Here is a 21213-nt window from a genome sequence, read left to right on the forward strand (position 1 = left end):
CGGTCGCGCGCGATCACTCGGGCAGCCAGCCGCGGTAGATCAGCTCCGTGCCGTCGTGGCCGCGAGCGGCGTCCCAGAGATCCAGCCAGCGGCGCCTCGTCCCTGCGGGTCTCCACGGATCGGGACGCAGCTCGCTCGGGATCAGCGGGTCGTCTCGGAGCGCGAGCTCCAACGCATCGGCCAGGCGGAGTTGGCGGGCAACCGGCGACAACCCCGCAGGCAGGGCCACGAGCGCGCGATCGAGCTCCGCGTACGCAGCGAGGGTGGGCTGCGCCGGCCACAGCGACTCCACGATCTCCTGCGGATCCGTGATCCCCCTCATCGTGAGGTCGCCGGATGCGGCTGTCACGAGATACGGACCGGCGCCGGCCGGAAGGAACGCGGTCAGGTCGTGCGGCGTCACGTACAGGCCCGTGGAGAAGGGAGCGGCACCGAGACTCACGATGTCTCTACGGAACGCGTCGCGGATCGCACGGTGCGACTCCGGTGCGCTGATGCCGAGGAGCCGCCAGAATCCGTCCCAGGGCGCCTGCCCCGCGTCCTGGGCGAAGGCCAGCCGGACCGCGATCCGGTCGATGTCCAGCCGTGCTCGTCCGGACTCCGTGAGCTCGACGACTCCCGCACGCCCGCGACCGCGCTGCTCGAGCTCACCGGCGGAGATGAGGCGCCTGAGCGCCAGCCTCACGGGCTGGTCCTCGATCCCCAGCTCGTTGGCGGTGGCATAGATCAGAGCGAGGTCGACCTCGCCGGCGAACGGCAGGTGCGCTTCGATCAGGGTGCGCGGCGAGATCTGGTCGGTCATGAAGACAGCTCCTTGGTCAGCACCGTGTATCGATCGAAACCGTACACGAACCCCAGGAGACCCAGAGCGCCCGACTCGATCGGCACGAAGCCGCGACGCATGTACAGCGCGCGGGCGCGGGGGTTGCTGTCGACCACCGACAACCGCACGGACGTCGCACCCCTGTTCCGGGCAAGACGCTCTGCGGCATCGAGAAGCGAGGTGCCGATGCCTGTACCGCGCTGGTCGGCGTCGACGCAGATCCCGTCGAGCACGAGCGAGCCGGGATGCTCTTCGCGAGCGAGCACGCTGAGGACGAGTGCCGCGCGCAGCGCTCCCCCGATCGAGAGGTGGCTGCGCAGGGACTTCATGCTCAGCTCCACGGCGCCGGTGCCATCCGCGTGGAAGCCGCACACGCCGACGACGCCTCCCTCGGATCGCGCGACGAGCATCCGATCCGAGCGCATCGCCGCACGGATCACGCGGAGCCCCACGGCATCGTCGCCGAAGGCGGGACGCAGCTTCCTCCGGAACGCCCCCCAGTACAGCGCGCCGATGTGCTCCCGCTCGGACTCGTCGAATCCGAGGTCGATCTGCACAGCGCTCATGGTTCAGTTCTATCAGATAGGCTACGTTCGTGCGCAATTTGAACTTTTGGCGAAAGCCCGTCATCATCGCCGGCATCGCCCTCGCCGTGGCGCTCGCCGCCGCGGGTGTGGTGCTCCTCGGAAACGACTACCGTTTCACCCAGACCGCCGTGCAGATCCCGACCACCGACGGTCGACTCGACGGCGTGCTCACCATGCCGCCCACCGACTCGCCCCGAGGCCTCGTCGTCATGGTGCACGGCGACAGCGCCGTGGACGCGACGCAGGACGGCCTGTACTCCCCCTGGTTCGAGGGCGCGGCCGACGCGGGATTCGCAACCCTCTCCTGGAGCAAACCGGGAGTCGGCGGATCGACCGGCGACTGGCTGGACCAGTCGATGGACGATCGCGCCGCCGAGGTGAGCGTCGCCATCGACTGGGCCCTGGGACAGGCCAGCATCCCGACCGAGCGGATCATCCTGTGGGGAGCCAGCCAGGCGGGGTGGGTCATGCCGAAGGTCGTCGCCGCGCGCGACGACATCGACGGCGTGGTCGCGGCGGGGACGGCGATCAACTGGCTCACGCAGGGCCGATTCAATCTCCTCGCCGACCTCGACCACGAGAACGCGACCGACGCCGCCCGCGCGCAGGCAGTCGCCGAGAGCGACGCCGTGCGCGGGCTCCTCGACCGCGGCGCCTCGTACGAGGAGTATCGCGAGATCACCACCGACGATCCGCCGATGACCGCCGCGCGATGGGCGTTCGTCGCCCGCAACATGCACGCCGACGCCACCGCGGACCTCCGCGCCTCCGCGGTGCGGGATATCCCGATCCTCCTCCTCATCGGAGAGCACGACCGCAACGTCGACGTCGATGAGACCGAGCGCGTCTACCGCGACGTCTTCGGCTCGATGCTGAGCGTGCGTCGGGTCGACTCGGCGCACTCCCTGGCGCGTCCGATCGTCGAAGACGACGCGTTCGTCGGAACGCTGATCGGCACGGTGTGGCCGAGGGCTCTCCTCGCTCCGGGCGTGATCGACGCCTACACGGGCTATCTCCGCGACATCGACTGAGACTCCGAGACCCCTCGGGGCGCGGCGTCTGGCGGGCTGCTATTCGGCGGACTCGTCGATCGCCGCCTCCAGGCGCTCGATCTTGGCGTCGAGCTCGCCGGAGTAGCCGGGGCGGATGTCCGCCTTCAGCACGAGCGAGACGCGGGAGCCGAACGGCATCACCGCCTCGGTGGCGCGCTTGACGACATCCATCACGGAGTCCCAGTCCGGTCCCTCGATCTCGGTGAACATGCTCGTGGTGCGGTGCGGGAGTCCCGACTCGCGCACGACGCGGACGGCGGCGGCGACCGCGTCGTGCACCGACGCGTCGTCGCGCTCTGATCCTCCGGACGGTGTGCCGCTCGGGGCGACGGAGAAGGCGATGAGCATGTTCACTCCCTGGTGTTCGATGTGGGGCGGGCCGGCACCCGCAGCAGCGCGCGGATGCCGAGGACGAGGAGGACGACGAGGAGGACGTTGCGCAGCGACAGCACGACGACGGGCAGCAGCTCTGCGCGCAGCAGGGCGTCGTAGTTCAGCGGGTACACGAGGCAGGTCAGCAGCGCCAGAGCCAGCACGACCCCCGCTGGTGCCTTCGCTCTGACGCGATCGAGCACGAGCCAGAGGATGACCGGCGCGAGCAGCCAGGTCTGGAACTGCGGAGACCCCACCTTGTTCATCACGATGAGCGTCGTCGCCAGCGACAGCGCGAGCGGCGGGAACAGCCGGGAGAAATCCGCCCCCCGTATGGCCGTGACGGCGCCGATCGCGGCGATGACGAGGACGACGAGCGCCATCAGCGGGGTGAGCGCGGCGCCGACGGCATCCGCCCCCTGCGCCGAGATCTGGAACGTGAGGATGTCGTAGCTGTACTCGATACGCGCCGAACCGGCGACGGCGAGCCAGAGGAACGGCGTCGCCGCCACCGCCTCTATCTGCAGGCCGCGGCCGGTCTGCTCGGTGAGGAACCCGAGGATCTCCTGCCGGGCGCCCAGCAGGTACAGCGCGACGAGCACCGCGGCGGTGACGGATGCGGCGGCGAGGAGCATCCGCACCCGCACCCTGAACGCCACGACGGCCGCGAGCAGCACTGCTCCCGGCCAGATCTTGATCCACGCGCCGACCGTGAGCAGCGCGGCGGCGAGCGCGGGGCGACGGGTGAGCCAGAGCCCGGCGATCACCACGAGCGGCACCGTCACGGCATCGATGCGGTACAGCGCGATGGGGCCGAGAAGGAGCAGGGCCAGGATCCAGAACCACGCGGCGACACGTCGCGGTCGTGCCGGAGAGCGCCCGAGCAGCACGCCGAAGGCGATCGCGTCGAGGGCCGTCACCATCGCCGCCCACGCGAGGAGATAGGCGCTCGATGCGCCGAGCGCCGGGATGAGCGGCAGCGACAGCGCCTTGGCCAGCAGCATGGGCAGGAGGGCGAGCTGCGGATACACCCAGGTCTCCGTGACGCCCACGATCGGTCCACCCGACAGGGCGGATGCCGCCCACGGCTCGTACACGAGCACCACGTCGCCCATGGGCTGGCTCGGGTACACCCAGCCCACGACGACCGTGAACAGGTGCACGAGCAGGAAGGCCGTCCAGAGCCCGACCAGTCGGACGTCGCCGGAGCGATTCACGAGAGCAGGTCCCCGATCGCACGGGGAAGCGCGGCGGCGACGTCCAGGGCGACGATCGGATGCCCCTGACCGGTCGCCTCCGTGCCGATGACTCCCGCGGCGAGCCTGCCCGCGCGGCCGTGCAGCCAGGCGCCGGCGGCGGCGATCTCCGCGATCGGAGCCTCAGGGCACGCAGCGACCAGTGCGCCGATGACCCCCGCGAGGACGTCGCCGGTGCCCGCCGTGGCGAGCCAGCCAGTGCTCTCGCGGACGCTCAGGACGACCCCGTCGCGATCGGCGACGAGCGTGCGGGCGCCTTTGAGCAGCACGGTGCCGCCGAGCGCTGCAGCGACCTCGGCGACCGCCGATTCAGGGCTCTGATCTGCAGGGCGCAGCCGCAGACTCTCCCGAAGACGCGCGAACTCCCCCGCGTGCGGGGTGACCACGAAGGGCGCCGCCGCGCCGAGAGCGAGATCGAGAGCACCCGCGTCGACCACGACGGGCGCGGCGTCCGCGAGGATCTCCCGCAGCGCGGTCGTCTCCTCCTCGGTGCGCAGAGCGGCATCGGTGCCGGACCCGATCACCCACGCGCCGACGCGCGACCGACCGGCATCCTGGGCGATCACCGTCTCAGGGCGGCGCGCGAGCACGGCATCCGCCGCCCGGCCCGAACCGACGTACCGCACGAAACCGGCCCCCGCCCGCCACGCAGCCTCGACGCCCAGCACGGCCGCGCCTGGGTAGGCGTCCGACCCTGTGCGCAGGGCGACGACGCCGCGCGAGTACTTGTCGTCGGCGTCCGAGGGCGCCCTCAGGAAGCGCGCGGTATCGCTCCGCGACCACTCTCGGACATCGACCATGACTCCACGTTAGTGCGACGACCCTCGGTACCTCCCGCAGCGGCTAGCGTCGGAGGAGTGAGCATCCTCTTCTCTCCCCTGAGCGTCCGATCCGTCACCCTCCGCAACCGGCTCTGGGTCTCACCCATGTGCATGTACAGCGCGGTCGACGGCGTCGTGCAGGAGTGGCACCACACGCACCTCGCCCAGTTCGCGTCCGGCGGGGCCGGGCTCATCATCGCCGAGGCGACCTCGGTCGTCCCCGAGGGGCGGATCTCGCCGCGCGACGCCGGCCTGTGGAACGACGAGCAGCGCGATGCGTGGGCGCCGATCGTGCAGGCGATCCACGACCGCGGCGCCGCCGCCGGAATCCAGCTCGCCCACGCCGGACGCAAGGCGTCGACGTGGTGGCCGTGGGCGGCGGAGCGCGGTTCGGTGCCCGCCGCAGAGGGCGGCTGGACCACTCTCGCGCCCTCCGCCGTGGCCTTCGACGGCTTCGCCGAGCCCCGCGCTCTGGATGGCGCCGGGATCGACGCGGTGGTCGAGGCCTTCGCGGCATCCGCTCGTCGCGCGCTCGACGCCGGGTTCGACGTGCTCGAGATCCACGGCGCGCACGGCTACCTGCTGCACCAGTTCCTCTCCCCCCTGTCGAACCTCCGGGAAGACGAGTACGGCGGCTCGCTGGAGAACCGGGCGAGGCTGCTGCTCCGTGTGATCGACGCCGTCCGCGCCGAGGCGGGGGCCGACGTGCCCGTGTTCGTGCGGATCTCGGCGACCGACCACGCCGACGGAGGCTTCACCGCCGAGGAGGCGACGACCGTCGGCACCTGGTGCTCCGAGCACGGCGCCGACCTCATCGACGTGTCCAGCGGCGGGCTCGTCGCTCATCAGCGGATCGACGTCTTCCCCGGCTACCAGGTCGCGCTGGCCGAGACCGTGCGCCGAGGCGGGAGGGTCCCCGTCTCGGCGGTCGGACTGATCACCGCGGCCGAGCAGGCGGAGCAGGTGCTCGTCGACGGTGCGGCCGATGCGATCTTCGCCGGCCGGGAGTGGCTGCGCGATCCGCACTTCGGGCTCCGCGCCGCGCACGAGCTCGACGCGCAGACGACCTGGCCGCCGCAGTACGAGCGCGCCCGCTGGCGCTGAGCCCCGGAGGGCGCGCGGTCAGTGACCGCGCACCCTCCTGGTCGCGTCCTGGACCTCTCCGACGAGCTCCTCGAGGATGTCCTCGAGGAACAGCACGGCGGTGGTCTCGCCCTCGGCGTTCCGCACCTTCGCCAGGTGGCGTCCGGCGCGGCGCATCACGGCGAGCGCATCCTCGAGGTCTGTGTCCTCCTGCACCGGCACCATGTGGTGGATGCGCTTCGCCGGCAGCGGCTCGGCCATCCTCACCTCGGCGTTCGGCCCCTCGGAGGCGCGCAGGATGTCCTTGAGGTGGACGTACCCGATCGGGGTGTCCTCGGCGTCGACGATCACGTAGCGGGAGAACCCGTAGCGGGCGACCGCCTTCTCGATGTCGTCGGGCGTCGTCGACTGCGGCAGCGTCACCAGATCGCTCAGCGGCACGGCGACGTCGCGCGCCTTCTTGTCGGTGAACTCGACGGCGGCCGCCACGGTGCCCGCGGAGTCGGCCAGCACGCCCTCGCGGCGGGACTGGTCGACGATCGTCGCCACCTCGCCCAGGGTGAACGTCGACGCGGCTTCGCTCTTCGGCTCCACGCGGAACAGCCGCAGCACGCCGTTCGCGGCGGCGTTGAGCACCCAGATGACCGGCATGAAGATCTTCGACACCCAGACCAGCGGCGGGGCGAGCAGCAGCACGGCGCGGTCCGGCAGCGAGAACGCGAGGTTCTTCGGCACCATCTCGCCGAACACCACGTGCAGGAACGACACGATCAGCAGCGTGATCGTGAAGGACACGGCGTCGACGACGGCATCCGTCCACCCGAACGCATGCAGCGGAGCGGCGAGCAGATGGTGGATCGCCGGCTCGGAGACGTTCAGGATCAGCAGCGAGCAGATCGTGATGCCGAGCTGGGACGTCGCGAGCATGAGCGTCGCGTGCTCCATGGCGTAGAGCGCGGTCTTGGCCGAGCGGGAGCCCTGCTCCGCGCGCGGCTCGATCTGCGAACGGCGAGCCGAGATGACGGCGAACTCGGCGCCGACGAAGAAGGCGTTGCCGATGAGCAGCACCACGAGCCAGACGATTCCCGCCCAATCGCTCATCGGGTCACCTCCTCATCCGCGTCCTCGGATCTCGGGACGTAGCGGATGCGGTCGACACGGCGACCGTCCATGCGCACCACCTGGAGCACACCCGATTCGAGAGGCACCTCGTCACCCACCGCGGGCACGCGCTCGAGGACGCTCATGACGTAGCCGGCGACGGTGTCGTAGACATCGCCCTCCGGAACCTCGACGCCCGCACGGCTGCGCAGCTCGTCCGGTCGCAGCTCGCCGGGGAAGGTCACGCCGTCGCGACCGACGATGACGCCCGCGCGGGTGCGGTCGTGCTCGTCGGACACCTCGCCGACGATCTCCTCGATGAGGTCCTCGAGGGTGACCAGACCCGCGGTGCCTCCGTACTCGTCGACGACGACGGCGAGCTGATAGCCGCGGGCCCGCAGCTCGGAGATGAGTCCGTCGATGTGCACCGTCTCCGGCACGCGCAGCGGCTCGGTGGCGAGCGCGCCCACCGGCACCTCGGAGCGCCGGTCGCGCGGCACGGAGATGGCGGCCTTCAGGTGGACCACGCCGGTGATGTCGTCGAGGTCGTCGTCGTACACGGGGAAGCGGCTGTGCCCGGTGCGCCGAGCGAGCTGGATGACGTCATCGGCCGAATCACCCGCGGCGATCGCGTGCATGCTGGGTCGTGCCGTCATGACGTCGGCGGCGGTGAGCCGTGCGAAGGTCAGAGTGCGGTCGAGCAGCGTCGCGGTGTCCTCTTCGAGCAGGCCGGCCATGGCTGAGCGGCGGACGAGCGAGGAGAGCTCCTCGGCGGTCCTGGCGCCGGAGAGCTCCTCCTTGGGCTCGACGCCCATGCTGCGCAGCACGCCGTTCGCGCTCCCGTTGAGCACGACCACGGCCGGCTTGAACACGGTCGTGAACGCCACCTGGAACGGGATGACCATCTTCGCCGTCGCCAGCGGCAGTGCGAGGGCGAAGTTCTTGGGGACGAGCTCGCCGAGGATCATCGACAGCGAAGTCGCCACGACCATCGCCACGACGGTCGAGATCGGCGCGATCGCCGCCTCGGGGATGCTCCACGCGACGAAGGTCGGACGCAGGAGGTTCGACAGCGCAGGCTCCATCGTGTATCCGGTGAGGAGCGTCGTCAGCGTGATGCCGAGCTGCGCCGCCGACAGATGCGTCGACGTGTGCCTGAGCGCACGGATCGTGAGGGAGAGCCGGGTCTCGCCGCGAGCCTGACGCGCTTCGAGTTCGGCACGGTCGAGGTTGACCAGCGCGAACTCGCTCGCGACGAACAGGCCGGTCCCGACTGTGAGCAGGAGCCCCACGCCCAACAGGATGTAATCCATCAGAGGTTCCTCTCGCTATCGAGAGGCGGGCGGTGGGGCGATGTACTGCAACTGGGAGGGTCGTCCATGGTGAGCACGATTGTACAGAATCCGGCTGAGGGTCAGGCGCACCCGTGACGCCCACCCTCTCCTGAATCCCTCGCGCCGAGTGCGGCTCGGGCGCAGCACCCCGCGCGACGGGGGTTCTCGCGGAGCGACTACCAGCTGACGGGCAGAGCCTTGCCCTCCTCGTAGCCGGCTGCCGACTGCAGACCCACGAGTGCGCGGTCGTGGAACTCCGGCACGGACGACGCGCCGGCGTAGGTGAACGAGGAGCGGACACCGGAGGTGATCATGTCGAGCAGATCCTCGACGCCCGGACGCAGCGGGTCGAGGTAGATCTTCGACGAGGAGATGCCCTCGGCGAAGAGCTCCTTGCGCGCGCGCTCATAGGCGTCCAGACGACCGAATCGGGCCTGGACGGCCTTGGTCGACGCCATGCCCCAGGACTCCTTGAAGATCCGTCCGTCCGCATCGCGCTGCAGCTCGCCCGGCGCCTCGATCGTGCCCGCGAACCAGGACCCGACCATGACCGACGCGGCCCCCGCGGCGAGCGCCAGCGCCACGTCGCGCGGGTAGCGCACTCCCCCGTCGGCCCAGACGTGGGCGCCGAGCGACCGCGCTGCTTCCGCGGTCTCGAGCACGGCGGAGAACTGCGGACGCCCGACGGCGGTCATCATGCGCGTCGTGCACATCGCGCCGGGGCCGACCCCGACCTTCAGGATCGTCGCTCCGGCGTCGACCAGGTCGCGCACGCCGTCGGCGGTGACGATGTTGCCGGCGACGATCGGCAGTCCGAGGTCGAGCGACGACACCTCGCGCAGCGCGCGCAGCATCCCCTCCTGGTGCCCGTGCGCGGTGTCGACGACGAGCACGTCCACACCGGCGGCGGCCAGCGCGCGGGCCTTGGACGCCACGTCGCCGTTGATGCCGACAGCCGCGGCGACCGCGAGACGGCCGTCCGCGTCGAGGGCGGGGCGGTACAGGGTCGCTCGCAGCGCGCTGCGAGCGCTGAGGGTGCCGACCAGGTGTCCGTGGCGGACGATCGTCACCATCTCGACACCGGCGTCGGTGATCACGTCGAACGCGTGCCGCTCGGAGCCGATGTCGTCCGCGTCGAGCGAGGGCGTGCCCGTGTGCACGAGATCCCCGAGCTGAGCGTCCGTCAGCGCGGTCGCAAGGCGTGCGGCGGGCAGGATGCCGAGGATCTGCTCGACCGTGTAGGGGGCCGTCCCCTTCGCCACGACGATGCCGTGCCCCGCGGTCGCGGGGAGCAGCCGGAGCGCCTCGGAGACGGATGCCGTCGGCGGGAGCACGAGGGGCGTGTCCCAGAGCACCGGCTGGTCCTTGACGTCGCGGATCGCGGCATCCAGATCCTGCAGCGGCATGTCCTGCGGAAGCACCCCGAGCCCACCGCGTCGCGCGAGCACGGCGGCGAGCCGCGGCCCCGTCACGGAGTTCATGTTCGAGGCGACCAGCGGCAGCGTCGCCGGTGTGCCGTCGTTCGGGGCGAGATCGACCTGCAGACGGCTCGTCACGCCGGATCGGCGCGGCACGAGGAACACGTCCGAATAGGTCAGATCGACGGTGGGCTGCTTGCCTGCGAACTCCATGACTCCACGGTACCGAGATCATCGGCATCTTGGCGCGCCGCGACGACGAATCCCCCGGGGAAACACGTTAGGCTTGTGGGTCGAGAGTGTGCAGACCCGGGCGCATCCTGCGTCCTTGTGAGCACACGTTGAGATTCAGCGATGAAAGAGGGCGATCGAGCGTGTCGAACCAGGTGACCGGCGTCGGGGGCGACGGGGGGTTCGGAGCCAATTCCTGGCTCGTCGAAGAGCTCTACGAGCAGTTCAAGGTGAACCGCGACTCCGTCGACAAGGAGTGGTGGCCGATCCTGGAGAAGTACCAGTCGGATGCCGCGACCGGCACCGCCGCAGCCGCATCTCCCGCTCCCGCTCAGCCCGCGCACCCTGTGACGGCTCCGATCCCCGTCATCGGCGCGCAGCCCGTCGCGCGCACCACGGCCAAGCCCGCAGCAGCCGCCCCGATCCCCGCCCAGGCGCCGAAGCCCGAGGCGAAGGATGCGGCAGTCGACGCGGCCGAAGAGGACAAGGTCACCCCGCTGCGCGGTCTGCCCAAGACCCTCGCCGCGAACATGGACGAGTCGCTGACGGTTCCGACCGCCACCAGCGTCCGCACCGTTCCCGCGAAGCTGATGATCGACAACCGCATCGTCATCAACAACCACATGGCTCGCACCCGCGGCGGCAAGATCAGCTTCACGCACCTCATCGGCTGGGCGCTCATCCGCACGCTCGACGAGTTCCGCAGCCAGAACGTCTTCTACGCCGAGATCGACGGCAAGCCCTCGGTCGTCGCCCCCGCGCACGTCAACCTCGGCATCGCGATCGACCTGCCCAAGCCTGACGGCACCCGCGCCCTCATGGTGCCGAGCATCAAGCGCGCCGACACGATGACGTTCAGCGAATACCTCGTCGCGTACGAGGACCTCGTCACCCGCGCTCGCAACAACAAGCTCACCGCCGCCGACTTCCAGGGCACCACGGTCTCGCTCACGAACCCCGGCGGCATCGGCACCGTGCACTCCGTGCCGCGTCTGATGAAGGGCCAGGGCTGCATCATCGGCGCCGGCGCGCTCGAGTACCCGGCCGAGTTCCAGGGCGCGAGCGACAAGACGCTGAACGAGCTGGCGATCGGCAAGACGATCACCCTCACCAGCACCTACGACCACCGCGTCATCCAGGGCGCCGGATCCGGCGAGTTCCTGAAGAAGGTGCACGAGCTGCTCATCGGGCAGCGCGGCTTCTACGACGACATCTTCGCCGCCCTGCGCATCCCGTACGCGCCGATCCGCTGGAACGCCGACATCGCGGTGGACCTCGCCGAGCGCGTCGACAAGCAGGCTCGCGTGCAGGAGCTCATCAACTCGTTCCGCGTCCGCGGACACCTGATGGCCGACATCGACCCCCTCGAGTACGTGCAGCGCTCGCACCCCGACCTCGAGATCGAGAACCACGGCCTCACCTTCTGGGACCTCGACCGCGAGTTCGTCACCGGCGGATTCGGCGGACGTCGCATCGCGAAGCTGCGCGACATCCTCGGCGTGCTGCGCGACTCGTACTGCCGCACGCTGGGCATCGAGTACATGCACATCCAGGACCCGGAGCAGCGCCGCTGGTTCCAGGAGAAGGTGGAGGTCAAGTACCAGAAGCCCGGTCACGACGAGCAGCTCCGCGTCCTCCGCAAGCTCAACGAGGCCGAGGCGTTCGAGACCTTCCTGCAGACCAAGTTCGTCGGCCAGAAGCGCTTCTCCCTCGAGGGCGGCGAGTCCCTCGTCCCCCTGCTCGACGAGATCCTCCAGGGCGCCGCGAACGCGGGGCTCGAGGGCGCGGCGATCGGCATGGCCCACCGCGGCCGCCTGAACGTCCTCACCAACATCGCCGGCAAGACCTACGGCCAGGTGTTCCAGGAGTTCGAGGGACACCAGACCCCGGGCAACCAGCGCGGCTCCGGCGACGTGAAGTACCACCTCGGCACCGAGGGCACCTTCATCGCCGAGGACGGCGCTCAGCTGCCCGTCTACCTCGCGGCGAACCCCTCGCACCTGGAGACCGTGGACGGAGTGCTCGAGGGCATCGTGCGCGCGAAGCAGGACCGCAAGCCCATCGGCACCTTCACCTGGCTGCCGATCCTCGTGCACGGCGACGCCGCGTTCGCCGGACAGGGCGTCGTCGTCGAGACGCTGCAGATGTCGCAGCTGCGCGGCTACCGCACGGGCGGCACCATCCACGTCGTCGTGAACAACCAGGTCGGCTTCACCACGACCCCGAACGACGGCCGCACGTCGGTGTACTCCACCGACGTCGCCAAGACGATCCAGGCGCCGGTCTTCCACGTGAACGGCGATGACCCCGAGGCCGTCATCCACGTCGCACAGCTGGCGTTCGAGTACCGCGAGCGGTTCCACCGCGACGTCGTCATCGACCTGGTCTGCTACCGCCGCCGCGGTCACAACGAGGGAGACGACCCCTCGATGACGCAGCCGCTGATGACCGACCTCATCCAGGCGAAGCGCTCGGTGCGCAAGCTCTACACCGAGTCCCTCGTTGGGCGCGGCGACATCACCGAGGAGGAGTACGACCAGGCGAAGGCCGACTTCCAGAACCGTCTGGAGATCGCGTTCGCCGAGACGCACGCCGCCGAGACCGGTGCGACCCCGATCGCCCCCGATCTGCTGCCCGTCGACGAGCAGATCGGCGCGCCCGAGGTCACCGGCGTCGCGAAGGAGGTCATCCAGCTCATCGGCGATGCCTTCGTGAACAAGCCCGAGGGCTTCACGGTGCACCCGAAGATCCAGCAGCTGCTCGATAAGCGTCTCGACATGAGCCGCAACGGCGGCATCGACTGGGGCTTCGGCGAGCTGCTCGCCTTCGGCTCCCTGCTCGTGGAGGGCACCCCGGTGCGTCTCGCCGGTCAGGACTCCCGTCGCGGCACGTTCGTGCAGCGCCACGCGACTCTGCACGACCGCGCGAACGGCCAGGAGTGGCTGCCGCTGTCGAACCTCTCCGACGCCCAGGGCCGCTTCTTCGTCTACGACTCGCTGCTCAGCGAGTACGCCGCCCTCGGCTTCGAGTACGGCTACTCCGTCGAGGCGCCCGAGGCGCTCGTGCTGTGGGAGGCGCAGTTCGGCGACTTCGTCAACGGCGCCCAGTCCGTCATCGACGAGTACATCTCCGCCGCGGAGCAGAAGTGGGGCCAGCAGTCCAGTGTGACCCTGCTGCTCCCGCACGGCTACGAGGGCCAGGGTCCCGACCACTCGTCGGCGCGCATCGAGCGCTTCCTGCAGCTGTGCGCGCAGGAGAACATGATCGTGGCTCGCCCCTCCACCCCCGCCTCGCACTTCCACCTGCTGCGCCGTCAGGCCTACGCACGTCCGCGCAAGCCGCTGATCGTGTTCACGCCGAAGGCGATGCTGCGTCTGCGCGGCGCCACCAGCCCGGTCGAGGCGTTCACCAGCGGGCGCTTCGAGCCGGTCATCGACGACGACCGCGGTCTCGACCGCAGCGCCGTCAAGCGGGTGCTCGTGCACTCGGGCAAGGTCCACTGGGACCTCCGCGCCGACCTCGAGAAGAACCCGAACCCGGAGGTCGCGCTCGTCCGTCTCGAGCAGCTGTACCCGACCCCGATCGACGAGCTGAAGGCGATCACCGACTCCTACCCGAACGCCGAGCTGGTGTGGGTGCAGGAGGAGCCGGAGAACCAGGGAGCCTGGCCGTTCCTGGCTCTGGCTTTCGCCGACGTCCCCGGAGACCGCACGTTCCGCCCGGTCGCGCGCGCGGCGTCGGCCTCCCCCGCGACCGGCTCGTCGAAGGTCCACGCGGCCGAGCAGGCGACGCTGATCCGCGAGGCGCTCACCGTCTGAGCATGTGAAAAGGGCGCCCCGACGTCGGTCGGGGCGCCCTTTCGCGTATCTCTCCGGATTCAGCGGAGGGATGCCGTGGCCGGCATCCGCTGGGCGAAGCGCTCGTCCGTGCTGAGCCCCGTGCTCGCCCGCGCGAGTGCTGCGGCATCCGCTCCCGCGTCGCCGAGCGCGAGCAGGGCGGCTCCGAGCACCGGCGGGGCGTCGACGATCGACAGTCTCGCGAACGGGACCCGCGCGGCGAGCCCCTCGGTGATGCCCGCCAGCAGGAGCGGGTCGCGCGCTCTCGCGACGCCTCCGCCGAAGACGACGGGGACGTCGGCATCGAGGAGTCCGAGCCGGTCGATGCACGCGACCACGTACGCGACGACCTCCTCCGCCTGCCGCTGCACGACGGAGCGGGCCACGGCGTCGCCGGCGTGAGCGGCCTGGAAGATGAGCGGCGCCAGTCGGGCGAAGCCCTCGTCGGCCCGGCGTCCGAGGTGGACGTCCTCGATCAGCGCGCTCACGCTCGGCGCATCGATCGCGTCGAGCAGCAGCGGAAGCAGCGCGGTCGCGGGCCCCCGTCCGTCTTCGGCGCGTGCCGCATGCCACACCACGGCGTCGCCCAGCTCGCTCCCGCCGCCCCAGTCGCCGGACAGCGGGCCCAGCGCGGGGAACCGCACCGCGGCGCCGTCCGCCCGCACCCCGATCGCGTTCATGCCCGTCCCGCAGATCACCGCCACCGCGTCACCCGAATCGGTGCCCGCCCTCAGCAGGGCATGCAGGTCGTTCTCGGCGATGACCGATCCCACCGCCCAAGGCAGCGGGGCGATCGCCGACCGGAAGGCCTCGATCTCATCGGCCAGATCGAGCCCGGAGAGGTACAGGCCGACGTGGACGAGCCGCTGCGGATCTCGATCGCCGAGAGCCTTCACGACGAGCTCGTCGATGATCCTCACGGATTCGTGGAGGCCTTCGAGCTGCGGGCTCGAGCCGTGGCCGCGCTCCCAGGCGATCACGGCGCCGGTCACGTCGAGCAGCACGACATCGGTCTTGGAGCCTCCTCCGTCGACGGCGAGGACCAGATCGGATGCCGCGGTCACGCCCACTCCAGGAACCGGGAGTTCGCCGCCAGCAGCAGATCGGTGAGCTTCTCCGCTCTGTCGTGCTGCAGGACGAGCGGGTGCGCGCGCATCGCGCGGAGCACTCGGTCGCGGCCCCCGTGGACCGCGGCGTCGAGGGCGAGGCGCTCGTACCCGGCGACGGCGCTGATCAGTCCGCTGATGTCATCGGGAAGAGGGGCGACCGGCTCGGCGACGAACCGCCCGTCGATGTGCCTGGCCGGCACCTCGATCACATGGTCGTCGGGGAGGAAGGGCAGCACGCCGTCGTTCCGGAGGTTGACCACCCTGGGCAGCTCGGTGCCACCGCGGATCGCGATGAGCAGCTCGATCGCCGCCTCCGAGTAGAACGCGCCGCCGCGCTTCTCCAGGATCTCGGGCTTGGTGTCGATGGCGTCGTCGGCGTAGATGCCCAGCAGCTCCTGCTCGATCGCGCGCACCTCCTGCGCCCTGGTGGATGCGTGCAGCTGCTCGTGCAGCACCTCGTCGTGCGCGTAGTAGTAGCGCAGATAGTACGAGGGGATGACACCGAGCTGCGAGAGCAACGCGGGTGCGAGCTCGACGTCCTCTGCGAGCTCGCCCAGACGCGTCTCGAGCGCATTCGGCAGCATGTCGACGCCGTCGACGAACACTCCGCGCTCCCAGGTGAGATGGTTCAGCCCGACGTGCGCGAGCGCGACACGGTCGGGGGCGACTCCGGCCTCCGAGGCGAACCGGCGCTGGAAGCCGATGGCGACGTTGCACAGACCGACGGCGCGGTGCCCTGCCTGCAGCAGCGCACGGGTGACGATGCCCACCGGGTTCGTGAAGTCGACGATCCAGGCGTCGGGCTTCGCGTGCGTGCGGACCACCTCGGCGATCCGCAGCACGATCGGAACCGTGCGCAGCGCCTTCGCGAGTCCCCCGGGGCCCGTGGTCTCCTGACCGATGCAGTCCACGTCGTGCGGCCAGGACTCGTCCTGCTCACGGGCATCCTGGCCCCCGACGCGCAGCTGGATCAGCACGGCATCCGCGTCGGAGACGCCGGCGACGAGGTCGTCCGTCGTCGTGAGGCGGGCAGGGTGTCCGCCTCGGAGCAGCATGCGACGTGACATGCCTCCGACGAGCTCGAGCCTCGTGCGGTCGGTGTCGACGAGCACGAGCTCCTCGATGGGCAGCTCCCTCTGAAGTCGGATGAAGCCGTCGATCAGCTCCGGGGTGTAAGTCGATCCACCGCCGACGATGGCGAGTTTCATCTGCTCTCCTTGTGCTTTCTTCTGTGCGCCCGTGCGGGTCACTGTGTGGGGATTCGGTCTTCGAGCCGGCTGCGGATCTGCTCCACGAGCAGACGCCTGGCCCCGGCGAGAACGGCGCTGTCGCCGGTCGTACTGAGTCGGACGGAGGGAGTCGGCCGCTCCTCGCTGAGGACGATCTCGCCGACGAGCTCGGCGAGGCGATCCCCGCCCGCGAGTGAGGTCGGACCGCCGAGCACGACGAGCTGCGGATCGAGCACAGCCAGCACGGGCTCGATGGTCACGGCTATCCGCGCGGCGATCTCCCGCAGTGCCCACTCGTCCGCTGCGATCGCGGCGACGCCCTGCGGATAGCGTGCCGTCGACGGCGCTCCGGCGAGGTTCATGACGTACGCGGAGCCGAGCAGGGCGGTGGTCACGGCACCCGGCTCCCCCGGTCTCCCGGCCACGGTCAGGTAGCCGATCTCACCGGCTCCGCCATGAGCGCCCCGATGGATGGAGCCGCCGAGGTCGACCCCGATGCCGAGTCCGACGCCGATCCAGAGGAGAGCGAAGCTGCCGGCATCCTGAGCGACGCCGAAGGCCCGCTCGGCCATGGTGGCGAGATTGACGTCGTTCTCCAGGGTCGCCGACACGCCGAGGCTCGATTCGATCCGTTCTCGGGACCCCTCCGACGGCCAGCCGGGCAGCGTGTCGGTCAGGGACAGCGTGTCGGAGCCGCTGCTGACGGCGGCCTGCAGTCCCACGGTCACGGCCTCGACCGTGCTCCGTTCGGCGCCGGATGCCGCGCACGCCGCCTCGATGGCCCGTCCGACATCGCTCTCCGGCGACCGCTCCACGCCGTGGACCGGCAGCTCGATGATCGGATGCGGTGTGCCGAGAGCATCGACGAGAACGGCCTGGATGCCGTCGTCGAGCATGTTGACGGCGACTCCGTTGATCCGGTCGTTGCGGACGCCCCAGCTCACGGCGCTCGGACCTCTGCTGCCGGCGACCTCGCCGACCGGGGCGACGAGGTCGGCGCGCTCCAGACGGGCGATCATCTGCGTCGCCGTCGGCTTCGACATCCCCGAGAGCTCTCCGAGGCGCGTGCGCGTGAGCGCGCCGTGCTCGAGGAACAGGCGAAGGGCTTCGCGGTCGTTCCTGGTGCGCAACCAGGACGAGGTGCCCGGGTCGATCTGTGACATGGATGCTCCTTTCGCTGATCGGGATGGTCGTTCGGGTCGCCGGATCCGCCTCCCCGCTCGTGCGGGGTGGCGGGCCGTGCGAACGGTGTCAGTGGATGCCGAGCTCGGCGCGGACCTCGTCGCGGAGCCGGCCGAGGTTGTCGGGTTCGGGGGCGGCGGCGAGGAGGGTGCGGGTGTACTCGTGCTGAGGGTGCAGGATCACGTCGTCCGCGGGACCGCGTTCCACGACATCCCCCTTGTAGAGCACCATGATCTCGTCGCTGAAGTGGCGGGCCGTCGCGAGGTCGTGCGTGATGTACAGCACGCCGAGGTTCTCCTCCCGCTGCAGATCCGCGAGCAGATTGAGGACTCCGAGCCGGATCGACACGTCCAGCATGCTCACCGGCTCATCCGCGACGATGAACCGGGCGCCGGGGGCGAGGGCGCGGGCGATCGCGACGCGCTGCCGCTGCCCGCCCGACAGCTCGTGCGGACGCCGGTCCACGTAGTCCGCGGCGGGCGACAGGCGCACGCGATCCAGCAGCCCGAGCACACGCTCCCGCACCTGCGCCGACGACAGACCGGGGTGGTGCAGGCGGATCGGCCGCTCCAGGTGGTGACCGATCGTGTGGAACGGGTTCAACGACGCGAACGGATCCTGGAACACCATCTGCACGTCCGACCGGTACGCGGCCAGAGCCCGTCCCCTGGTGGGCGTCTCGACCCCGTCGATCAGGATGCTCCCCGACGTCGGCGTCTCCAGCTTCATCAGCATCCGCGCGATCGTGGACTTCCCCGATCCGGACTCGCCCACCAGAGCGACGGTCCGCCCGGCCTCGACGGTGAACGACACGTCCTTCACCGCGTGGAGGACGGTCGAGCGGAACCCCGATCGCAGATGGAAGTCCTTGCTGAGATTCCGCGCCTCCAGCGACGCCACCGCTTCCGCGCTCATCGGACACCCTCCTGGCTCGCGCCTGTGCGCACGAAGTCCCCGCGCTCACCCGTCAGCGACGGGAAGCTCGACAGCAGCCGCTTCGTGTACTCGTGCTGCGGAGACCGGTAGATGTCCTCCGCGGTCCCCTCCTCCACGATCTGCCCCTGCAGCATCACCGCGATCCGATCGCTGATCTCGATCAGCATCGGCAGGTCGTGCGTGATGAAGATCACCGCGAACCCCAGCCGCTCGCGCAGCCGCATGATCTCGCGGATGATGCCCCGCTGCACGACCACGTCCAGCGCCGTGGTCGGCTCGTCCATGATCATCACCTGCGGGTCCAGCGCGAGGGCCATCGCGATCATCATGCGCTGCCGCATGCCGCCGCTCAGCTCGTGGGGGAAGGACGTCAGACGCGCGGGATCCACACCCACCAGGGTGAGCAGCTCCTCCGCGCGGGCCTGCTTGTCCCGCCGCGCCATCCCCGGACGATGCGTGTCGAAGATGTCGAAGATCTGCGCCCGCACGTCGATCACCGGGTTCAGGGAGTTCATCGCGCCCTGGAACACCATCGAGATCTTGTCCCAGCGGAACGCCCTGAGGCCCTCACCGTCGAGTGCCACGATGTCGATGTCGCGACCGTCGCGGTCGTGGAACACGATCTCGCCGCTCGTCATCAGCGCCGGGGCCTTCAGCAGCCGGTTCAGTCCGTACGCGAGAGTGGTCTTTCCGCAGCCGGACTCCCCCGCGAGCCCCAGGATCTCCCCGCGGTTCAGCGTGAGCGACACATCCCGCACCGCCCGCACCGGCGGATCCACCTCGTACTCGATCGACACGTTGCGCGCCGACAGCACCGGAACACTCATGCGACAGCTCCCTCTCCGCCGATGCCGCGGCCGGAACGGCGTGCGCGGCGCTGACGCCGCGCAGCGGCCGGGGCCAGGCGCAGCTTCGGGTTCACGATCTCGTCGATCGCGAAGTTGATCAACGACAGACCGGTGCCGATCAGGGCGATGATCGCGCCCGGCGGCACGAACCACCACCACGCACCGCTGCCGACGGCCTGGCCCGTCTGGGCGTCGTTGAGCACGGTCCCCAGCGTGATCGATCCTGTCGGCCCCAGACCGAGATAGGAAAGACCCGCCTCCCCCAGCACTGCGAAGATGACGCCGAAGATGAGCTGGGCCGCCAGCAGCGGCACGAGGTTGGGGAGGATCTCGACGAAGATCACGCGCATCGGCCGCTCCCCGGCGACCACGGCGGCGGCGACGTAGTCGCGCGTCCGCAGCGAGCGTGCGGTGCCCCGAAGCACCACGGCGGATCCTGCCCACCCGGTGACCCCGAGCACGAGGGCCACGAGCAGCGAGCTGCGCGCGAGCGCCCCGAGGCCCTCGGTGTGCTGCACGTAGGCCGCGATGACCATCACGAGCGGCAGACCGGGGATCACGAGCATGATGTTCGTCAGCAGCATCAGCGTCTCGTCGAGGACGCCGCCGAAGTAGCCGGCGAGCACACCGAAGACGAGGGCGAGCACGAGCGACACGACGCCGGCGACGACGCCGACGAACAGCGACCCCTGCGTACCCGTGGCGACCTGCGCGAGCACGTCGTAGCCGAGCTTCGTCGTGCCGAACGGATGCTCCAGGCTGGGCGGGAGCAGCGGATCGAAGTCGGCGTTCCTCGGGTCTCCCGTGAAGAGCGGCCCGAGCAGGCCGAACAGGACGATCGCGACGATGATGACGATGCCCGAGAGCAGCTTGCCCGAGAGCTTGGGGAAGACGCGGCGCGGGCGGTCCGCCCGGGAGACCGCGACGGCATGCGTGGAGTCGGCGACGGGCGCCTCGATCAGATCAGCCATTGCGACGCACCCTCGGGTCGATGAAGCCGTACAGAAGGTCGATGAGGAAGTTCGCCGCCAGCACCGTGAGGGTGATCACGAGGAACACTCCCTGCATGAGGGCGTAGTCGAGGCTCTGCACCGACTGGATCATGAGCTTGCCGATGCCCGGGTAGCTGAAGACCTGCTCGGTCACGATGGAGCCGGCGACGACGAAGCCCAGCGCGATCCCGAAGCCCGCGAGGCTGGGGATCGACGCGTTGCGGGCCGCGTAGGCGCCGCGGATGCGGGAGGGACGCAGTCCCTTCGCCTCCGCCGTGAGCACGTAGTCCTCCGCCATGGTCTGCACCATCATGTTGCGCATGCCGAGCAGCCAGCCGCCGACCGAGGAGATGACGATCGTCGCGGCGGGGAGCAGCGCATGCACGAAGACGCTCCCGAAGAACGGCAGGCTCCATTCGGGGCCTCCGGGGTACTCGAAGACGTCGTAGGCGCCGATGATCGGCAGTATCCCCAGCTGCACCGAGAACACGGCGACGAGCACGAGGGCGAGCCAGAAGTACGGGATCGACTGCAGGAAGGTCGTGATCGGCACGAGCTGGTCGACCCAGGTGCCGCGGAACCATCCGACCCATGCGCCCCCGATGATGCCGAGCACGAAGGAGATGACGGTGGCCGCTCCGACGAGCGTCACCGTCCACGGCAGCGCCGCGGCGATGAGGTCGCTGACCGGGACCGGATACTTGGTCAGGGAGACCCCGAGGTCTCCGTGCAGCATCCGGCCCCAGTAGGCGATGTACTGGTCCCACAGGCTCGATCCCTTGTCACCGCCGAGAAGAGCGGTGACGGCGTCGACCGTCTCCTGCGACAGCTGGCGTCCGCCACGGCGGAGCTTGCCGAGCATGATCGCGACAGGGTCGCCCGGAAGCATCCGGGGCAACAGGAAGTTGAGGGAGACGGCTGCCCAGAGCGTCACGACGTAGAACACGATGCGGCGGATCCAGAACTTCACGCCGTCCTCCTCTCGCAGGATCGAACCATGGAA

At 70.0% G+C, this 21213-nt stretch carries 18 protein-coding genes; 3 read left to right on the plus strand and 15 right to left on the minus strand.

The annotated features are described in order from the left end of the window. Positions 1-13 precede the first annotated feature (13 nt). Positions 14-802, minus strand: coding sequence for a PaaX family transcriptional regulator (locus MRBLWH10_RS09390; RefSeq protein ID WP_341942484.1), 789 nt, complete (start codon positions 800-802; stop codon positions 14-16). After that, complete coding sequence (locus tag MRBLWH10_RS09395) at positions 799-1389, minus strand: GNAT family N-acetyltransferase (protein WP_341942485.1); 591 nt, start codon at positions 1387-1389, stop codon at positions 799-801. The genes MRBLWH10_RS09390 and MRBLWH10_RS09395 overlap by 4 nt, the downstream gene beginning before the upstream one ends. A 38-nt stretch (positions 1390-1427) precedes the next feature. On the opposite strand from MRBLWH10_RS09395, the gene MRBLWH10_RS09400 reads away from it, so the two are divergent. After that, positions 1428-2441 carry an alpha/beta hydrolase gene (locus MRBLWH10_RS09400; RefSeq protein WP_341942486.1) on the plus strand — a complete coding sequence of 338 codons (1014 nt, stop codon included), beginning with the start codon at positions 1428-1430 and terminating at the stop codon, positions 2439-2441. A gap of 39 nt (positions 2442-2480) precedes the next feature. Here the strand turns inward: MRBLWH10_RS09400 and MRBLWH10_RS09405 are convergent, their stop codons facing one another. The 3 genes from MRBLWH10_RS09405 to MRBLWH10_RS09415 are packed head-to-tail and all read right to left on the minus strand — an operon-like array spanning position 2481 to position 4890. Next, positions 2481-2810: a thiamine-binding protein gene (locus MRBLWH10_RS09405; protein ID WP_105676514.1), complete on the minus strand. Its 330-nt coding sequence runs from the start codon at positions 2808-2810 to the stop codon at positions 2481-2483. 2 nt (positions 2811-2812) lie between these two features. Next, entirely contained in the window at positions 2813-4051 is a 1239-nt protein-coding gene (locus MRBLWH10_RS09410; RefSeq protein ID WP_341942487.1) for a hypothetical protein, read from the minus strand. After that, the gene (locus MRBLWH10_RS09415) at positions 4048-4890 is read right to left on the minus strand and encodes an ADP/ATP-dependent (S)-NAD(P)H-hydrate dehydratase (RefSeq protein ID WP_341942488.1); all 843 of its coding nucleotides are present in this window, start codon (positions 4888-4890) and stop codon (positions 4048-4050) included. The genes MRBLWH10_RS09410 and MRBLWH10_RS09415 overlap by 4 nt, the downstream gene beginning before the upstream one ends. Positions 4891-4947: 57 nt before the next feature. On the opposite strand from MRBLWH10_RS09415, the gene MRBLWH10_RS09420 reads away from it, so the two are divergent. After that, positions 4948-6015 (plus strand): NADH:flavin oxidoreductase/NADH oxidase, encoded by a 1068-nt coding sequence (locus tag MRBLWH10_RS09420; RefSeq protein ID WP_341942489.1) that lies wholly within the window; start codon positions 4948-4950, stop codon positions 6013-6015. An 18-nt stretch (positions 6016-6033) separates the two neighbouring features. Here the strand turns inward: MRBLWH10_RS09420 and MRBLWH10_RS09425 are convergent, their stop codons facing one another. The 3 genes from MRBLWH10_RS09425 to MRBLWH10_RS09435 form a co-directional block, all read right to left on the minus strand. Further along, a complete protein-coding gene (locus tag MRBLWH10_RS09425) occupies positions 6034-7095 on the minus strand; it encodes a hemolysin family protein (RefSeq protein ID WP_341942490.1) in 1062 nt (353 codons plus the stop codon). Then, entirely contained in the window at positions 7092-8408 is a 1317-nt protein-coding gene (locus MRBLWH10_RS09430) for a hemolysin family protein (protein ID WP_105676507.1), read from the minus strand. Before MRBLWH10_RS09430 ends, MRBLWH10_RS09425 begins: the two co-directional genes overlap by 4 nt. A gap of 197 nt (positions 8409-8605) precedes the next feature. After that, on the minus strand, positions 8606-10060 hold the full coding sequence (locus tag MRBLWH10_RS09435; RefSeq protein ID WP_341942491.1) for a GuaB1 family IMP dehydrogenase-related protein: 1455 nt from the start codon (positions 10058-10060) through the stop codon (positions 8606-8608). A gap of 161 nt (positions 10061-10221) precedes the next feature. Here MRBLWH10_RS09435 and MRBLWH10_RS09440 point away from each other — a divergent pair, with 161 nt between their 5' ends. Continuing rightward, a complete protein-coding gene (locus tag MRBLWH10_RS09440) occupies positions 10222-13896 on the plus strand; it encodes a multifunctional oxoglutarate decarboxylase/oxoglutarate dehydrogenase thiamine pyrophosphate-binding subunit/dihydrolipoyllysine-residue succinyltransferase subunit (protein ID WP_105676504.1) in 3675 nt (1224 codons plus the stop codon). Between the two features lie 59 nt (positions 13897-13955). On the opposite strand, the gene MRBLWH10_RS09445 is transcribed toward MRBLWH10_RS09440, so the two are convergent. The 7 genes from MRBLWH10_RS09445 to MRBLWH10_RS09475 form a co-directional block, all read right to left on the minus strand. Beyond that, a complete protein-coding gene (locus MRBLWH10_RS09445) occupies positions 13956-14978 on the minus strand; it encodes a BadF/BadG/BcrA/BcrD ATPase family protein (RefSeq protein ID WP_341942492.1) in 1023 nt (340 codons plus the stop codon). Then, positions 14975-16231 carry a 6-phospho-beta-glucosidase gene (locus tag MRBLWH10_RS09450; RefSeq protein WP_341942493.1) on the minus strand — a complete coding sequence of 419 codons (1257 nt, stop codon included), beginning with the start codon at positions 16229-16231 and terminating at the stop codon, positions 14975-14977. The genes MRBLWH10_RS09445 and MRBLWH10_RS09450 overlap by 4 nt, the downstream gene beginning before the upstream one ends. A gap of 38 nt (positions 16232-16269) precedes the next feature. Then, positions 16270-17415 carry an ROK family transcriptional regulator gene (locus MRBLWH10_RS09455; RefSeq protein WP_341942494.1) on the minus strand — a complete coding sequence of 382 codons (1146 nt, stop codon included), beginning with the start codon at positions 17413-17415 and terminating at the stop codon, positions 16270-16272. An 88-nt stretch (positions 17416-17503) separates the two neighbouring features. Beyond that, positions 17504-18349: an ATP-binding cassette domain-containing protein gene (locus MRBLWH10_RS09460; RefSeq protein ID WP_105676499.1), complete on the minus strand. Its 846-nt coding sequence runs from the start codon at positions 18347-18349 to the stop codon at positions 17504-17506. Further along, positions 18346-19197 (minus strand): ABC transporter ATP-binding protein, encoded by an 852-nt coding sequence (locus tag MRBLWH10_RS09465; RefSeq protein WP_223586673.1) that lies wholly within the window; start codon positions 19195-19197, stop codon positions 18346-18348. The genes MRBLWH10_RS09460 and MRBLWH10_RS09465 overlap by 4 nt, the downstream gene beginning before the upstream one ends. Then, positions 19194-20189 (minus strand): ABC transporter permease, encoded by a 996-nt coding sequence (locus MRBLWH10_RS09470; RefSeq protein WP_223586674.1) that lies wholly within the window; start codon positions 20187-20189, stop codon positions 19194-19196. Before MRBLWH10_RS09470 ends, MRBLWH10_RS09465 begins: the two co-directional genes overlap by 4 nt. Next, entirely contained in the window at positions 20182-21180 is a 999-nt protein-coding gene (locus tag MRBLWH10_RS09475; RefSeq protein WP_105672435.1) for an ABC transporter permease, read from the minus strand. Before MRBLWH10_RS09475 ends, MRBLWH10_RS09470 begins: the two co-directional genes overlap by 8 nt. Between the last annotated feature and the right edge of the window lie 33 nt (positions 21181-21213).

Origin of the sequence: Microbacterium sp. LWH10-1.2 (assembly GCF_038397765.1) — a bacterium.
In the GTDB taxonomy this organism is placed as follows: Bacteria; Actinomycetota; Actinomycetes; order Actinomycetales; family Microbacteriaceae; genus Microbacterium; species Microbacterium natoriense.

Excerpts from the sequence above, each read along its gene's own strand:
- MRBLWH10_RS09455 (WP_341942494.1), bottom strand. The coding sequence starts at position 17,415 with ATGTCACAGATCGACCCGGGCACCTCGTCCTGGTTGCGCACCAGGAAC.
- MRBLWH10_RS09425 (WP_341942490.1), bottom strand. The coding sequence starts at position 7,095 with ATGAGCGATTGGGCGGGAATCGTCTGGCTCGTGGTGCTGCTCATCGGC.
- MRBLWH10_RS09415 (WP_341942488.1), bottom strand. The coding sequence starts at position 4,890 with ATGGTCGATGTCCGAGAGTGGTCGCGGAGCGATACCGCGCGCTTCCTG.
- MRBLWH10_RS09450 (WP_341942493.1), bottom strand. The coding sequence starts at position 16,231 with ATGAAACTCGCCATCGTCGGCGGTGGATCGACTTACACCCCGGAGCTG.
- MRBLWH10_RS09390 (WP_341942484.1), bottom strand. The coding sequence starts at position 802 with ATGACCGACCAGATCTCGCCGCGCACCCTGATCGAAGCGCACCTGCCG.
- MRBLWH10_RS09435 (WP_341942491.1), bottom strand. The coding sequence starts at position 10,060 with ATGGAGTTCGCAGGCAAGCAGCCCACCGTCGATCTGACCTATTCGGAC.
- MRBLWH10_RS09465 (WP_223586673.1), bottom strand. The coding sequence starts at position 19,197 with ATGAGTGTTCCGGTGCTGTCGGCGCGCAACGTGTCGATCGAGTACGAG.
- MRBLWH10_RS09460 (WP_105676499.1), bottom strand. The coding sequence starts at position 18,349 with ATGAGCGCGGAAGCGGTGGCGTCGCTGGAGGCGCGGAATCTCAGCAAG.
- MRBLWH10_RS09470 (WP_223586674.1), bottom strand. The coding sequence starts at position 20,189 with ATGGCTGATCTGATCGAGGCGCCCGTCGCCGACTCCACGCATGCCGTC.
- MRBLWH10_RS09405 (WP_105676514.1), bottom strand. The coding sequence starts at position 2,810 with ATGCTCATCGCCTTCTCCGTCGCCCCGAGCGGCACACCGTCCGGAGGA.
- MRBLWH10_RS09430 (WP_105676507.1), bottom strand. The coding sequence starts at position 8,408 with ATGGATTACATCCTGTTGGGCGTGGGGCTCCTGCTCACAGTCGGGACC.
- MRBLWH10_RS09395 (WP_341942485.1), bottom strand. The coding sequence starts at position 1,389 with ATGAGCGCTGTGCAGATCGACCTCGGATTCGACGAGTCCGAGCGGGAG.